The organism is Microvirga massiliensis (genome assembly GCF_001006805.1).
In the GTDB taxonomy this organism is placed as follows: Bacteria; Pseudomonadota; Alphaproteobacteria; order Rhizobiales; family Beijerinckiaceae; genus Microvirga; species Microvirga massiliensis.
This window is the reverse complement of sequence record NZ_LN811356.1, coordinates 226,125-241,912: the sequence shown is the minus strand read 5'-3', so window position 1 is coordinate 241,912 and position 15,788 is coordinate 226,125. Positions and strand designations below refer to the sequence as shown.

The window sequence follows — 15,788 nt, the reverse complement described above, 5'->3', positions numbered from 1 at the left end:
ATTGCTGCGCGGCATCGAAGCTGCGATTGCTCTTAATCTAAATGGCGCAGTGTTTCCCCCTCACCCGCCCCTTCGGGGCAACCTCTCCCGCAAAGGGAGAGGTGAAGCGGCGGACACTCCGCGTCTGGGTGAGAGTGGCGGCACCGACGCCACGAGAAAATCACTTCACGACAACTGCCCTCAGATAAACCTGAGCACGCGAACCTTATCGTCTGCACGCTGGGTACGTATTTCTACGGAGCCGCGTCACACCATCTTCCTGACGTGAGGGTAGCGGAATCCTCTCCGTCTTGATTTGCATCAATGCCGGGGCATCCCGTGAACCGTAGAGCCTGAGCCTGAAGGCGAAGCCTGTTCGCAGAGTCGGGCCGCCGCCGAATAAGGTTCATTGCTCATGGCTAAAGCGCATCTGATCCCCGAGTGGAAGCCCGCTGACAAGCGCATGACGTTCGGCAAGGCAGGCTCTGCCGTCGCCTTCGCGGCGCTCGCTCTCGTCAGCATCATCGTTGCGGCGAAGGCTCACACGCCGGAATACGCATTCCACGCCTATCTCTTCGCGGCCGCGAGTGCGGCTGCCACCTTCGCGATCATCGATCGCTTCTATTCGCGCCCAGCGGAGTTGCCGGCGCGTGAGATCAACGGAAAGCCCAACTACAATCTGGGCCCGGTGAAGTTCGCGACGCTCGCGTCCGTGTTCTGGGGCGTTGCGGGATTCGCGATCGGACTCCTGATCGCGCTGCAGCTCGCATTTCCGGCGCTGAACTTCGATCTCGCCTGGCTGAGCTTCGGCCGCGTCCGCCCGTTACACACCTCGGCGGTCATCTTCGCCTTCGGCGGAAACGTTCTCATCGGCACCTCGTTCTACGTGGTGCAGCGCACCTGCCGAGCCCGGCTCGCAGGCGACATCGCGCCGTGGTTCGTGGTGCTCGGCTACAACTTCTTCATCGTGATTGCGGGCACGGGCTACCTGCTGGGCATCACGCAGAGCAAGGAATACGCGGAGCCCGAGTGGTATGCCGACCTCTGGCTGACGGTCGTCTGGGTTATATATTTCCTGGTCTTCCTGGTGACGGTGATGCGGCGCAAGGAGTCGCACATCTACGTAGCGAACTGGTTCTATTTCGCCTTCATCCTGACGATCGCGGTTCTGCATCTCGGCAACAATGCCGCAGTACCGGTTTCGCTGTTCTCGCCGAAATCCTACATCGTGTGGTCCGGCGTGCAGGATGCGATGGTGCAGTGGTGGTACGGTCATAATGCCGTAGGCTTCTTCCTCACGGCAGGCTTCTTGGCCATCATGTACTACTTCATCCCGAAGCGGGCGGACCGGCCGGTCTACTCGTACCGGCTCTCCATCATCCACTTCTGGTCGCTGATCTTCACCTACATCTGGGCCGGGCCGCACCACCTGCACTACACCGCCCTGCCCGACTGGGCGCAGACGCTCGGCATGACCTTCTCGGTCATCCTGTGGATGCCCTCGTGGGGAGGCATGATCAACGGCCTCATGACGCTCTCGGGCGCCTGGGACAAGCTGCGCACCGATCCGGTCCTGCGCATGATGGTGGTGTCCGTCGCCTTCTACGGAATGTCGACCTTCGAGGGGCCGCTGATGTCCGTGAAGGCCGTGAACTCGCTCAGCCACTATACCGACTGGACGATCGGACACGTGCATTCGGGCGCGCTCGGCTGGGTCGCCTACATCTCCTTCGGCGCCATCTACTGCCTCGTGCCGTGGCTCTGGAACCGTGAGCGGCTCTACTCCCTGAAGGCCGTCAGCTGGCACTTCTGGATCTCCACGATGGGAATCGTACTCTACATCTCGTCGATGTGGGTGGCGGGCATCCTGCAGGGCCTGATGTGGCGGGCCTACACGACCCTCGGCTTCCTCGAATACTCGTTCATCGAGACCGTAGAGGCGATGCATCCCTTCTATGTCATCCGTGCCATCGGCGGCGCCCTCTTCGTCGTCGGCAGCCTGATCATGGCCTGGAACGTCTGGATGACGATCACGAAACCCGTGCCTGCTGACGAGACCAAGCTCTCGGGCCGGCCCCAGCTCGCTCCTGCCGAATAAGGAACGACCGATGTCTCTCTGGAACCGCCATAAGATTTTCGAGACGAACTCGATCATCCTTGTCATTGGTGTGCTGATCGTGATCTCGATCGGCGGCCTCGTCGAGATCGTGCCGCTCTTCTACCTCAAGAGCACGATTGAGAAGGTCGACGGCGTGCGACCCTACACGCCGCTCGAACTCGCCGGCCGCAACGTCTATGTCCGCGAGGGCTGCTACAACTGTCACAGCCAGATGGTCCGCCCGCTGCGGGACGAGGTCGAGCGCTACGGCCACTACTCGCTCGCGGCTGAGAGCATGTATGACCGGCCCTTCCAGTGGGGCTCGAAGCGCACCGGTCCGGATCTCGCGCGCGTCGGCGGCAAGTATTCGGACGATTGGCACCGCGAGCACCTCATGAATCCACGCGCGGTCGTACCCGGCTCCATCATGCCGAGCTATCCGTGGCTCGCTGAGCGCGAAGTCGATACCGAGCGCCTCTCCGAGGACCTGAGGGTGCAGGCTCTTCTGGGCGTGCCCTACACGCCCGAGATGATCGACAAGGCTGCGGCCGATCTGCGCACGCAGGCGACCACCGACCACCCTAGCGCGTCGGAACTCGCGGAGCGTTATCCGAATGCCGTCTCCAGAGATTTCGATGCCAATCCGGGCCGGATCAGCGAGGCGGATGCTCTGATCGCCTACCTGCAGATGCTCGGCACGCAAGTCGATTTCAAGCTGTACGACAACAAGGCGAACATTCGCTGAGGAATCCTCATGTCGACGACCTATAAGTTCTTTGCGGAGTTCGCCCAGACCTGGGGGCTCCTCTACTTCGTCGCCGTCTTCCTGATGGTGCTCGTCTACGCTCTCGCGCCGTCGCGGAAATCGCATTTCGATGACGCTGCGCGCATGCCTCTTCGGGAGGATTGATTTCATGGCTCACGATACGCATGAGCAGGTCGACCCGGTCAGCGGAACGACGACGACCGGGCACGAATGGGACGGCATCGCCGAACTGAATACGCCGCTTCCGCGCTGGTGGCTTTGGACCTTCTACGGCACGATCATCTGGGCCTTCGCTTACATGATCGCCTATCCCGCATGGCCTCTCGTGAGTTCCTATACCGAGGGTCTGCTCGGATGGCACTCGCGCGAAGCGATCGTTGCGGACCTCGATGCTCTCAAGGCCCAGCGTGCCACGATGACCGCCAAGCTCGCCGAAACGCCGTTGGAAGAGGTCTCCGCGAATCCGGAGCTTCTCGCCTTCGCGATGGCACAGGGCAAGGCCGCATTTGGTGACAACTGCGCGCCATGCCATGGCGCCGGTGGCGGCGGCGCCAAGGGCTACCCGAACCTCAACGACGACGACTGGCTCTGGGGCGGCAAGATCATAGATATCGAGCAGACCGTGCGCTACGGGATCCGCTCCGCGCATGCCGAGACGCGCCAGGGAATGATGCCGGCCTTCGGCCGCGACGGAATGCTCAAGCGGTCGGAGATCGCAGCCGTGACGGATTACGTGCGCTCGCTCTCCGACCTTCCGGTCGAGAAAGGCGCCGATCTCGAAACCGGCGCGCGGGTCTTTGCCGAAAGCTGCTCGTCCTGCCACGGCGAGACCGGCACCGGTAATCATGAGCTCGGCGCGCCGAGCCTCGCCGACAAGATCTGGCTCTACGGCTCGGATCGCGCCGTGATCATGGAGACTCTCTGGAACGGCCGCGGCGGCATGATGCCGGCCTGGCAGGGCCGTCTCGACGAGACGACCATCAAGGCGCTGACAGTGTATGTGCAGACACTCGGCGGTGGCGAGAAGTAGGAGGCCACGATCTTCATCGAGCGCGGGTGTTGTGCAGTGCTTGCAAATGCAAGCGCTGTCTCCTCACCCGGAGAAATTCCGCGGGTGCGCACAATCTTGACCTAGGTCAAAGCGCCCGGACGGCATGGGTTCTATCGCTGCGTCAACGACAGGACGCATGCTCCGATGGCCGCTCCCCTCACCTCTCAATCTGCGACTGAAGACGGGCCGCTCTATGCGCCTCGCAAGAAGATCTATCCCCAGGCCGTCAAGGGCCGCTTCCGCACGCTGAAGTGGACTCTCCTGGGGATCACGCTCGGAATCTATTATCTCCTGCCTTTCGTGCGCTGGGATCGCGGGCCGCATGCCCCCGATCAGGCAGTGCTCGTCGATTTTCCCGGGCGCCGTTTCTACTTCTTCTTCATCGAAATCTGGCCCCAGGAGGTCTACTTCCTGACGGGGTTGCTCGTTCTCGCGGCGCTCGTTCTGTTCCTCATGAATGCGGTCGCGGGCCGCATCTGGTGCGGCTATCTGTGCCCGCAGACTGTCTGGACGGATCTGTTCTACGCCGTGGAGCGCTGGGTCGAGGGCGATCGCCGCGAGCGCATGCGCCAGGACTCGCAGAAGCTCACCCTCGACATTGTCTCGCGCAAGATCCTGAAACACGGGATCTGGCTCGTGATCGCCTGGTGGACCGGTGGCGCCTGGGTTCTCTACTTCGCCGATGCACCGACGCTCGTGAAGGAACTTGCTACGCTGCAGGCGCCGGCGATCGCCTATACCTGGATCGGGATCCTGACCTTCACGACCTACGTGCTCGCCGGTCACATGCGGGAGCAGGTCTGCACCTATATGTGCCCGTGGCCGCGGATCCAGGCCGCGCTGACGGATGAGCACGCGCTCAACGTCACCTATCGCTACGATCGCGGCGAACCGCGCGGATCGATGAAGAAGAACGAAGCCCTCCGGCGCGAAGGCCTGCCCGCCGGCGACTGCGTGGATTGCTTTCAGTGCGTGAATGTCTGCCCAACGGGAGTCGACATTCGCCAAGGACTGCAGCTCGACTGCATCCAGTGCGGCCTCTGCATCGACGCCTGCGACTCGGTAATGACGAAGCTCGGTCGCCCGACGGGTCTGATCGGCTACGACACCGACCTGAACGTCCGCGCGCGGATCGAGGGCAAGTCGGAGAGCCGCAAGTTCGTCCGTCCGCGAACGGTCTTCTACGCCGTCGCGATTGCCGCCGTCGGCCTGATCATGATCGGTGCTCTCGCGTTCCGCGACACGATGGGCCTGAGCGTCATCCACGACCGCAACCCGATCTTCGTCCGCCTGTCCGACGGATCGATCCGGAACGCCTACACGATCCGTGTCTCGAACAAGCATCTGGCGCCGCGTCACTACACGCTCTCGGTCGAAGGTCTGCCCGCCCGCCTGGAGGCGATCGGCACCGAAGCCGGCTCGGAAAATACGGCGAACTTCTCGGTCGGCCCCGACCAGACCTTCGAGGCACGGGTGCTGCTGACGGCTTCCGACCATGTTTCGTCCGCGACCATCGTCACCTTCGTGCTCACTGATGCCGAGAGCGGCGAAATGGTTCGCGTCAGCGACAATTTCCGTGGCCCCTGACGGGAGAATACACATGAGCGACAAGTCCCAGACAGCGGTTCTTCATGACGGCGGCCGCCCGTTGACCGGTCGGATGGTTCTCATTTGCCTGCTTGCGTTCTTCGGCGTGGTCTTCGCGGCCAATGCGGTGTTCGTACGCTTCGCCGTGTCGACCTTCGGCGGCGTCGAGACTGAAAGTTCCTACAAGGCCGGGCTCGCCTTCGGCCGTGACACCGAAGCGGCCCGCGCGCAGGAGGCCCGCCACTGGAACGTGGAGGCCAACCTTGCCCCGGAGGAAGATGGCACACGCATCGTCGTCATCGCTCGGGATGCGCAGAATCAGGCAATCCCGACGCTCGACGCCACGATGGAACTGGCCCATCCGGCAAACCGCCGCGATGATGCTCCGGTGACTCTCTCGCAAACGGCTCCCGGCCGGTTCGAGGGGCACACGACCGCGCGGCACGGGCAGTGGGATCTCGTCATCGAATTGCGCCGAGGCGAAGAGCGGATGTTCCGCTCCAAGAGCCGCATCACTCTCTGAGTTCGTCCCATGGCCGAGTCCTTTGATCTCTCCCTCTATGTGCGGCAGCAGGATGACGGTACTTCGCATCTCGAGCTCGCCGTCGAAGGGATCACCTGTGCGGCGTGCATCACCGAAATCGAGGACGGCGTCCGGCAACTGCCCGGCATCGCCATGGCGCGCCTGAACTACACGCGCCATCGTCTGGCGGTCGCGTGGGAAGGGGCATTCGATCCTGCACGCGTTCTCGAGCGTCTTCGGGAACTCGGCTACAAGGCTCATCCCTACCAGGCCAGAACCGTGGAGGATGAGGAGGCCCGCCGCACGCAATGGCTGCTGAAGTGTCTGGCCGTGGCGGGCTTCGCCTCCATGAACATCATGCTTCTCGCGGTCTCGGTCTGGTCCGGGAACGTGACGGACATCACGCCCGAAACACGCGACTTCTTTCATTGGCTGGCGGCGCTCATTGCGTTGCCGACCGTCGCCTATTCGGGACAGCCGTTCTTCCGCAGCGCCATGGCGGCCCTGCGGGCCGGGCGCACCAACATGGACGTCCCGATCACGATCGGAATTCTTCTCGCCCTGATCATGTCGGTCGTGGAGACGATCAACAGCGCCGAGCACACCTATTTCGACTCGGTCGTGATGCTGCTGTTCTTCCTGCTCTGCGGTCGCTATCTCGATCACGCGATGCGGCGCCGGACGCGCGCCGTCGCCGGGAACCTCGCCGCCTTGAAGGCTGAGGTGGCGCACCGGCTCGACTCCAGCGGTGAGGTCACCCTGGTTCCAACGGCCGTCCTGCAGGCAGGCGACCGCGTGCTCGTCCGCCCGGGCGAACGCATCGCCGTCGACGGAATCGTGCTGAACGGCGCATCGGCGGTGGACGAAAGCCTCGTGACCGGTGAGACCACGCCGCGCGAGATCGAGGCGGGATCCCAGGTCTATGCCGGCTCGCTCAACCAGGCCGGCACCATGACCGTGTCGGTCACGGCTGCCGGAACGGGCACGCTTCTCGACGATGTCGAGCGCCTCCTCGAGAACGCATCGGCGGCGAAGTCGCGTTACGTGCAGCTCGCCGATCGTGTCGCGCGGGCCTACGCTCCGGTCGTTCATACGACCGCAGCGCTGACGGCGCTGACATGGATGCTTCTCGGCGCGAGCGCGCACGATGCGATCATCACGGCGGTTGCCGTCCTGATCATCACCTGTCCCTGTGCTCTCGCGCTCGCTGTTCCCGTCGTGCAGGTCGTCGCCTCTGGCGCACTCTTCCGCTCGGGAGTCTTTCTCAATGCAGGCGATGCGCTCGAACGGTTCGCCACCATCGACACCGTCATCTTCGACAAGACGGGAACCTTGACGCTCCCGGAACCGCGTGTCGCGAATGCCGGCTCCATATCGGCCTCTCTTCTCGAGGCAGCAGCCCGCCTTGCGATCTCGAGCCATCACCCTCTCGCTGCGGCTGTGGCAACGGAAGCGCAATCCCGTCGGCCGTACGACGGCGTTGTCGAGGAGACGGGACAAGGCGTGCGGGTCGATCTCGACGGGCGCGAGCTGCGCCTGGGGAGCCCGGCCTTCTGCGGGGCCGAGGACCTCGTGCACGACGCGGCGCGCCGCGATCCGGACGCCTCGCTGATCGCCGTGAGCTGGGGATCGGAGCGTGCCGTCCTCGCAGTCCGTCAGGCCCTGCGGCCAGATGCGGTCGCGGCGGCGCGCAGGCTGCGCGAGCTTGGTCTCGAGTGCCGCATTCTGTCCGGCGATCGCGAGGAGGCCGTTGCACCGATTGCAGCGGCCCTGGCAGTCGGCAGCTTCGAGAGCGGCTGTAAGCCGGCGCGAAAGATTGAGGTCATCGAGGACCTCCGCCGCTCCGGCCGCCGCGTGCTCATGGTCGGCGATGGACTCAACGACGCGCCGGCCCTCGCGGCGGCCGACGTCTCGCTTTCGCCGATCACGGCTGCGGATCTCACCCAGGCCCAGGCCGACGCTGTCTTCCTGGGCGAGCGACTGCAACCCGTCTGCGATACGCTGCTCGTCGCGCGTCGGGCCCGCGCGCTCATGCGCCAGAATCTCGGGCTTGCCCTCGTCTACAACCTGTTTGCCGTGCCACTCGCTTTCCTGGGTTTCGTCACGCCGCTCGTTGCAGCGCTCGCGATGTCGGGCTCCTCGACGCTCGTCACCCTGAACGCGCTTCGGGCACGGCTGCCGGCTCGCACGGAGCTATCCGCTGAAGGTGCGACGCCGGCTCTGCCCGTCCTGCAGGAGGCCTGATCCATGGATGTCCTCATCTATCTCGTTCCGATCGCGCTTTCCCTCGGTCTGACCGGGCTCGCTGCGTTCATGTGGTCGCTGCGCAACGGACAATACGACGACATCCAGGGTGCGGCCGTGCGCGTTCTGTCGGACGACGACCTGCCCTCATGAACACCGCCCTACCGCGCGCCGGCCGTCTCGACTGCCTGTGTGAACCTGCGGTCCCCGTCGAGTCGACGTGGGCCCGCCCGGGCGTGGGGCGCCTCGCCCTGGGCTTCGCCTTCTCGATCGTGGCCCAGGTGCTGACGCTGAGCATCCTGCCTCTCGCGGGTCTGCAACTCGCCCCGTCGAGTGGATGGGCGACGTTGCCGCTCGCCGCCTTCTATGCCGGAGCCGCATCGGCAAGCCTGCCGGCCTCGTTCCTGTGCGATGCCTTCGGGCGCCGCGCCGCGCTGTCGCTCGGCGCCGCCCTGGGCTCAGCCGGCGGCATCATTCTCGCCTTTGCCCTCGAGACGCAGAACTTTGCCGCCCTCCTGCTGGGAGGCTTCTGGCTCGGGATCGCAGGCGGCTTCAGCCTCTTCTATCGCCATGCCGCCGTACCGCTCGGCGGACGCGGCCTGGGAACGATCGCGCTGGTGTTCGGGGCCGGCGCCCTCGCAGGACTCGCGGCCCCCTCGATCATCGCCGTTGCGGAAGCACTCGCTGCTCCGCGGGTTTTCACGGGAGCCGCGCTCGCCGCGGCGCTGGCCCATATCGGCTCGCTCGTCGCCGCGGCCTCGCTGCCTCTGCCACGCCAATCGCACGTGGAGGAAGAGGCGCAGCCTCGTCTGCAGTGGAGGCCTTTTGCGTGGGCCACGATCGCGGCAGGATCGTCATGGCTCCTGATGAGTGCCCTGATGGGCGCCGCGCCGATCGCTATGGTAGGCTGTGGACTCGGGGGCGCCGTCTCGGGCGTGATCGCTTGGCATGTGGTCGCGATGTATGCGCCGGCCCTTCCGCTAGCTGCGTTCGGCGCCCGGGCCCGGCCGGTCCCCGTTCTGGTGTTCGGCGCTGCCATGACCGTCGCGGGCTTTCTGCCATTCGCAAAAGGCATGACGGAAGCCGCCTTCGCGATAGCGGCCGTCCTGTTCGGAGCCGGCTGGTCGCTCGTCACCGTCGCGGCAACCGGTCTCCTGCACCAGAGTCGCGCGCCGCGCTGGCTCCTCGGCCTTCACGACGCGATCATTCTCGCTGCCGCCCTGTTCGGAGCGGCTGCGGCCGGTATCCTCGCCTGAATGCTCGCTGAAGTGGCTCAGGGCATGCGCGCCCGCTCCAGCGTCTCGACCGAAAGCCCCGCAAGAGCGATGACGGCAGGAGGAAGCGGCTTGCCGGCGAGCCGGAGCCTCTGGGCCATCTCCTTGCAACCCCGGAAATCGTTTGCCTCCGCGAGAGATTGGGCTCGTGCGAGATCGTCCTGCGTCACAGGGGTCGCGTTCTGCTCCGCCTTCGGAATGGGCGCCGTTATTCCGGAACGCTCGGGAGCCGTATCGTTCTTCGGCTGCGGTGCTTGGGCCGCCTCGACGGCAGGCCCGGCTGCCCCTTGCGGGACCGGTCCTCCGGATGCCTGTCCTCCCGATCCCTGCGATGGCTGCTGTGGGGAACCGGATGCGGCGGGCTGCGGCTGTGCTGCACCACCGGGCGCCGCGGCATTGGCCTGCGTCCCCTCCGGAGCCGGCTTCGGGGTCAGAAATGTTACGAGCTCGTTGCACAGATTGGCCGGTCTTCCCTGCGACCCACCGGCAGCAGCAGCCTGCTGGGGAGCCGGGCTCGCTGCGGGCGCAGCAGGCGACGCCTGCCCGCCCGTGGACGGCGCCGGCGCTGTCTGTGGCGCGTCCCCCTGACCGGGTTGCGCCGGCGCCGGAGCGGTTACGGCGGGCTGCGTGGCTTGAGGTGCGTCGCTCCCCTGCGCGAAAGCGGGCGAGGTCAAGAGCGCAGTGGCGCAGAGGCTGGCGAAAAGCGTCAGTTTCATGGTTCTCTCCCGGACCTGTCGAGGAAAGCGGAGCCACCGATTTCGTTCCAAGACTCCCCTCCTGCCTAGCCTGGACTGAAACGGCTTCGGGGATCAACCTGAACTTCCGTGCTCCCGTGGCATTGGGGAAAGAGACTTCCGGAGGAAGACTGCACAGCATGCCCATATCGCCACGCTATCGCCCCTCCCGGCGCCACGCCGAGCTCGGTGGAGACTTCTATGACGTCGTATCGGCGGCCGTCTTCCCGCAGCACGTCTTGCGCTACCGGAACCAGAGCTGGGCGCGCCGGGTCGGCCTCGACACCCTGTCTGACGAGGAATGGATCGAACATTTCGGGCGCTTCAAGCCGCTTCCCGAAAGCCTCATGCAACCGCTGGCGCTCCGTTATCACGGCCACCAGTTCCGCGTGTACAACCCGGAATTGGGGGACGGGCGAGGGTTTCTTTTCGCGCAGCTCGCGGACTTCGAAGATGGGCGTCTTCTCGATCTCGGCACGAAGGGCAGTGGGCAGACACCCTGGTCCCGCCGTGCCGATGGGCGCCTCACCCTGAAGGGAGGCGTTCGCGAGATTCTGGCAACCTCGATGCTCGAGGCTCTCGGTGTCGAAACCTCCAAGTCGTTCAGCCTGATCGAAACCGGCGAGGCCCTTTATCGCGGCGATGAGCCCTCCCCGACGCGCTCTTCGGTGCTAGTGCGGCTCAGCCACTCGCATATCCGCATCGGAACGTTTCAGCGCTTCCTGTTCCTTCGGGAGCCAGCCAACATCGCCAGGTTGCTGGACTATTCGGTGCAGACGTACATGCCCGAAGTCTGGAACGATTCGGTGGAGCAGCGCGCTACCGGCTTCCTCGCCGAAGTGTGCCGGCGCGTTGCGCGCATGGGTGCGCAATGGATGATCGCTGGCTTCGTGCACGGCGTTCTCAACACTGACAACATCAACATCACGGGCGAGAGCTTCGATTACGGCCCCTGGCGTTTCCTGCCTTTCTATGATCCGGCTTTCACGGCAGCCTATTTCGACGAGACGGGCCTTTACGCCTACGGGCGGCAGCCCGACACGCTGCTCTGGAATCTGACGCGCCTCGCCGAGTGCCTGCTCGACTTCGCATCACAGCCCGCTCTCGAAGCGACGCTCGCCACGTTCGAGCCTACACTCCAGAAAGCTTTCATCGAGACACTCCTGTGGCGTCTCGGCGTATCGTCTCCTGGCCCACAGGAGGATGCGCGCCTCGCACGCGCCCTCTGGAGGTTCCTGCACGAGAGCCGCGCGCCATTCGAGCAGACTTTCTTCGATCTACGGGGCGGCCTCGCCGATCCACAGCGCCTGGAGCGAAGCCCGTCGCGCGCATTGTATCAAGGTGATCATTTCGATGAGTTGCAGGCCGCACTCGAAGCTCTCTCACCATCGGCAACGGCCAATCTCGATCATCCCTATTTCCGCGGAACGACGCCCTGCACCATGCTGATCGACGAGGTCGAGGCCATCTGGGCGCCCATCGCAGAAGATGACGATTGGTCGAAGTTCGATACGAAGCTCGCAGCGATCGAGATGATGGCTGAAGCATACGGCACAACGCCCAGGATGCCGTAAGAGATTACGCATAGTGTTGAATTGCGTGTCTGCATTTCCACTTTGGCGAGCGCAGAGATTCCCCCTTCACCCGCCGCCCTTCGGGCGTCGACCTCTCCCTCCAGGGGTCGACTGCGAAAGCAGCCGGGTGAGAGTAGTGGCGCGGTGCTGGACGTAGCGCAATCTCCGTCCAAGAATTCGCGCAATCAGGATTGACGGCATGCAATCTCTGGTCGAAGGCAAGATGTAGCACATGTCCTGAAAGCTTGGAGGAACGATGATTCCCGGGTTCTCGCATCGGCGGCAGTTCAAGGATCTGTCGGAACAGGAGGTGCTCGCTCTCGCGATCTCATCCGAAGAGGACGATGGACGGATCTACAGCTGGTACGCGCAGCGCCTGCGCCAGGACTATCCGCAATCCGCCAAGCTCTTCGACGAGATGGCCGCCGAGGAGGACGAGCATCGAGTCCGGCTGATCGAGGAGTATCGGCGCCGGTTCGGGGATGTCATTCCACTGATCCGGCGCGAGCATGTCGCTGGCTTCTATCAACGCAGGCCGGTGTGGCTCGTCGGGAATCTCGGCCTCGAACGGATCCGTGACGAAGCCGCGCGCATGGAGATGGAAGCCCGCGACTTCTATCTGAATGCCGCCAAGCAGACGAGGGATGCCGGAACCCGGAAATTGCTCGGCGATCTTGCAGCCGCCGAATCCGGCCATGAGGCAACGTGGCAGAATCTCCTGCAGGAGTATCTGCCCCCGAGCGCACGCAAGGCCGAGGATCTCGAAGCGCATCGCGAGTTCGTGCTCACTTGGGTGCAACCTGGCTTGGCGGGGCTGATGGACGGCTCCGTCTCGACGCTCGCACCGATCTTCGCGGCCGCCTTCGCGACAGGCAATACCTGGGAGACCTTTCTCGTCGGCCTTGCAGCCTCGATTGGCGCTGGAATCTCGATGGGGTTCACGGAAGCCGCCTCGGACGACGGCACGATCTCGGGCCGTGGCTCACCGCTGAAGCGGGGAATTGCTTCCGGCGTCATGACCGCGGTCGGCGGCCTCGGCCACGCGCTCCCGTATCTGATCCCGGATTTCTGGACGGCAACCACGATCGCGATGATCATCGTGTTCATCGAGCTTTGGGCGATCGCCTGGGTGCAGAACCGTTACATGGAGACACCGTTCTGGCGCGCGGCTCTGCAAGTCGTCCTGGGAGGCTCACTGGTCTTCGCCTCAGGGATTCTCATCGGCAGTGCATGATATCATGAGGTGCCCTGTGCACCTCATCGTCATTGAGAGTTGCACGCGTAACGCGCAGCCCTTTCCGCCGCACTTCCGTCACTGCGAGCCGCAGGCGAAGCGATCCAGGAGCGCGTCCGTCGAGGGGTAGATTGCTTCACTTCCTTCGCAATGACGATGAGGGCGTGAGGACGCGAGGAGCACTGCCCGAAACGGAGTGATGCATGAGCCACCTCGTCATTGCGAGCCGCAGTCATCCAGCCTGACGCGGACCCACTGTCGCCCTTGCGAGCCGGAGGCAGTGCGCACAGCCCTTTCCGCCGCACTCTCGTCCTTGCGAGCCGGAGGCGAAGCAATCTACCCGTCGACGGATGTGCTCCTGGATTGCTTCACTTCGTTCGCAATGACGGTGAGAGGTGAGCAAGGACAATCCTGCCCGCGCGCTACATCCTTATGAAGGAAGACACAGCCCCTCTCGTGCACGCAGGCGATTGTGCACATCGACGGCCGCGATCTGCGCCTGAGCCATCGCGACACCGAGCTGGTTGAGGCCGGTGACGATATCTCCGGCGCCGTAGCAGCCGTCGAGCGATGTGCGTTGATGATCGTCGGTGACGATCCGCCGATCGGGATAAAGCGCAACCCCTAGGGCTGCCGCGAGATCCGCGCGCGGATGAATGCCGAGTGCCGAATAGACTGCATCGAAGATCAGCACGCGTCCATCTGCACAGATGAGCCGTGCCAGGCGATCGCCTTCGAGCGTGATCTCGACGATCGGCGTTTCGATCGCCTCGATGCCGGCCTCGTGCATCCGCCGTCTGCTCGCGTCATCGAGACCGAGCGGTTGGCCGAGCGTCACCAGCACGATGTGCGGCGTATAGGTTCGCAGGAACAGCGCTTCACCGAGGCCGGTTGCACCGCTCCCGATCACCACCAGCGAGCGGTCGATCATCTCGAATGCATCGCAGATCGGACATTGACGGACCAAGCCACGGCGCACCGCTTCGAGAACATTCGGCAGCGGCGGTTCCACGTCGATCACGCCCGTCGCCAAAATCAGGTGAGAGGCCGCGAAGGTCTGGTCACCGATCGCGACGCGAAAGAGCCCATCTTGATGGCACGCGGCTCCCGAGACCGAGCCTTCGACTAGGCCGCCACCTTGCCGGGACAACTGCTCGCGCATGCGCTCGAGGAGTTCGATTCCATTGACGCCCCCGGGAAAGCCCGGGTGGTTGTGCGAGCGCGGGATCCAGGCGGCCCGGCTCTGTCCGGAATCGACGAGGAGGAAACGCCGGCGAAAACGCGCGAGATAGATGCCGGCCGTCAGGCCGGCAGGACCGCCTCCGACGACGATGCAATCGAGCGGCGTCTCACGTCCATCTTGTTGTCCGGCCACGAGCAATCCCCTGTGGAGCAGCAAACACCGCGGGGCAACCCGAACCCTGCCGACAGGTTCCCTCTTGGGCCGGCGGCCTTTTGCGGTCGGGACCTCAGCCGATGATGCGCGGCAGAGCCTCCGCGATGCGCCGCACCGCCTCCTCGAGATCGCTGGCCTTGCGTGCGAAACAGAGACGCAGAGCCCCCTCGCCTCCCGGCCCGAAGGCCGAGCCTGGCGCGACGCCAACGCCAGCCTCGTGGACGAGCCGGATCGCCAGCGCCTTCGAGTCGCTCACGCCTTTGATCTTCGGGAACGCGTAGAATGCGCCGGCGGGGGCCGGCAGATCGACGTGGCCGGTTGCCACGAGCCGGCGAACGATCGTCCGGCCTGCAGCCGCCCGTGCGATCTGATCCGCAAGGAAGCTTTCGCCATGCTCGAGAGCCGCAATCCCGGCGCGCTGCGATGGCACCGGCACGCCGGATGTGGAGTACTGGACGAGGTTCTCGATGATCTGCCCGAAGGCCGGCGATGCTTCGAGCCAGCCGAGACGCCATCCGGTCATCGACCAGTTCTTCGAGAATGTCTGGATGTAGAGAATCCGGTCGTCGCCCTCGGCGACGTCGCGGAACGACGGCGCCCGTCCTTCCGGGCCCGTTTCGGGGTCATAGATGAACCGCCCGTAGATCTCGTCGGCGATGATCCAGAGCCCGTGCCGTCGCGCGATGTCGAGAATGCCGCGCAGATCCGCCTTGCTTGCGGTCCAGCCGGTCGGGTTCGCCGGCGAGTTGATCACGATCACCTTCGTCCGTGGCCCGACCGCATCGGCGAGGCGATCTAGATCGAGAGACCAGCCACGCTCGTCCAGGGTCAGCGGCACGCCGACCGTCCTCGCGCCCGCGACCTCGAGCGCGCCGGCGAAATTCGGCCAGGCCGGCGTCGGGATCAGCGCCTCGTCGCCGCTTCCAGCCACCATCCGGATGGCGATCTGGGCCGCATGCATGCCCCCGATGGTCACGAAGAACCGTTCCGGATCCGACGGCTGGCCGTAGAGCTTCGTGTGATACCGCGCCAGGGATTCCCTGAGCTCGGGGATGCCGCGCTGGTAGGTGTAGAAGGTCTCGCCCTCCGCGAGCGATCGCGTCGCTGCCTCACAGATGAAGGCAGGTGTCGGCAGATCCCCCTCGCCCACCCAGAGCGGGATGAGTCCCGGGCGTTCGCGCCCGGCATTCGCGACATCGACGATCCCGCTGCTCGGGGCTCCTTCCGCTTCGGGGCGGAGAGCCGGCAGCGACAGGGTGGAGGAAGGCGCATTCATAGTCGGACCTCGGGACGGCATGTCGCCGTGCTTTACGACAAAGACGGTTGAG

At 64.6% G+C, this 15,788-nt stretch carries 14 protein-coding genes; 11 read left to right on the top strand and 3 right to left on the bottom strand.

Annotation, left to right across the window (positions count from 1 at the left end; genetic code table 11):
• Positions 1–442: 442 nt before the first annotated feature.
• The 9 genes from ccoN (at position 443) to BN1233_RS21510 (ending at position 9,504) form a co-directional block, all read left to right on the top strand.
• Positions 443–2,077 carry a cytochrome-c oxidase, cbb3-type subunit I gene (gene ccoN / locus BN1233_RS21550; RefSeq protein ID WP_046865842.1) on the top strand — a complete coding sequence of 545 codons (1,635 nt, stop codon included), beginning with the start codon at positions 443–445 and terminating at the stop codon, positions 2,075–2,077.
• A gap of 10 nt (positions 2,078–2,087) precedes the next feature.
• A complete protein-coding gene (ccoO, locus tag BN1233_RS21545) occupies positions 2,088–2,822 on the top strand; it encodes a cytochrome-c oxidase, cbb3-type subunit II (protein WP_046865663.1) in 735 nt (244 codons plus the stop codon).
• Between the two features lie 9 nt (positions 2,823–2,831).
• A complete protein-coding gene (locus tag BN1233_RS21540) occupies positions 2,832–2,987 on the top strand; it encodes a cbb3-type cytochrome c oxidase subunit 3 (RefSeq protein WP_046865662.1) in 156 nt (51 codons plus the stop codon).
• 4 nt (positions 2,988–2,991) lie between these two features.
• Positions 2,992–3,873, top strand: a complete 882-nt coding sequence (gene ccoP / locus BN1233_RS21535) for a cytochrome-c oxidase, cbb3-type subunit III (protein ID WP_046865661.1) — start codon at positions 2,992–2,994, stop codon at positions 3,871–3,873.
• Between the two features lie 165 nt (positions 3,874–4,038).
• A complete protein-coding gene (gene ccoG, locus BN1233_RS21530; RefSeq protein WP_046865660.1) occupies positions 4,039–5,481 on the top strand; it encodes a cytochrome c oxidase accessory protein CcoG in 1,443 nt (480 codons plus the stop codon).
• A gap of 13 nt (positions 5,482–5,494) precedes the next feature.
• Positions 5,495–6,004: a FixH family protein gene (locus tag BN1233_RS21525; RefSeq protein WP_046865659.1), complete on the top strand. Its 510-nt coding sequence runs from the start codon at positions 5,495–5,497 to the stop codon at positions 6,002–6,004.
• A 9-nt stretch (positions 6,005–6,013) separates the two neighbouring features.
• On the top strand, positions 6,014–8,248 hold the full coding sequence (locus BN1233_RS21520) for a heavy metal translocating P-type ATPase (protein WP_046865658.1): 2,235 nt from the start codon (positions 6,014–6,016) through the stop codon (positions 8,246–8,248).
• A 3-nt stretch (positions 8,249–8,251) separates the two neighbouring features.
• Entirely contained in the window at positions 8,252–8,401 is a 150-nt protein-coding gene (gene ccoS, locus BN1233_RS21515) for a cbb3-type cytochrome oxidase assembly protein CcoS (RefSeq protein ID WP_046865657.1), read from the top strand.
• Complete coding sequence (locus BN1233_RS21510; RefSeq protein ID WP_046865656.1) at positions 8,398–9,504, top strand: hypothetical protein; 1,107 nt, start codon at positions 8,398–8,400, stop codon at positions 9,502–9,504. Before ccoS ends, BN1233_RS21510 begins: the two co-directional genes overlap by 4 nt.
• A 17-nt stretch (positions 9,505–9,521) precedes the next feature.
• Here BN1233_RS21510 and BN1233_RS21505 read toward each other — a convergent pair whose 3' ends face one another.
• Positions 9,522–10,238 (bottom strand): hypothetical protein, encoded by a 717-nt coding sequence (locus tag BN1233_RS21505; RefSeq protein ID WP_046865655.1) that lies wholly within the window; start codon positions 10,236–10,238, stop codon positions 9,522–9,524.
• 158 nt (positions 10,239–10,396) lie between these two features.
• Here BN1233_RS21505 and BN1233_RS21500 point away from each other — a divergent pair, with 158 nt between their 5' ends.
• Together BN1233_RS21500 and mbfA are read left to right on the top strand one after the other, a co-directional pair.
• Positions 10,397–11,830, top strand: a complete 1,434-nt coding sequence (locus BN1233_RS21500) for a protein adenylyltransferase SelO (RefSeq protein WP_046865654.1) — start codon at positions 10,397–10,399, stop codon at positions 11,828–11,830.
• Between the two features lie 256 nt (positions 11,831–12,086).
• The gene (gene mbfA, locus BN1233_RS21495) at positions 12,087–13,064 is read left to right on the top strand and encodes an iron exporter MbfA (RefSeq protein WP_046865653.1); all 978 of its coding nucleotides are present in this window, start codon (positions 12,087–12,089) and stop codon (positions 13,062–13,064) included.
• 430 nt (positions 13,065–13,494) lie between these two features.
• Here the strand turns inward: mbfA and BN1233_RS21490 are convergent, their stop codons facing one another.
• Positions 13,495–14,439, bottom strand: coding sequence for an NAD(P)/FAD-dependent oxidoreductase (locus tag BN1233_RS21490; protein ID WP_046865652.1), 945 nt, complete (start codon positions 14,437–14,439; stop codon positions 13,495–13,497).
• Between the two features lie 94 nt (positions 14,440–14,533).
• Positions 14,534–15,736: a pyridoxal phosphate-dependent aminotransferase gene (locus BN1233_RS21485; RefSeq protein WP_046865651.1), complete on the bottom strand. Its 1,203-nt coding sequence runs from the start codon at positions 15,734–15,736 to the stop codon at positions 14,534–14,536.
• Positions 15,737–15,788 lie beyond the last annotated feature (52 nt).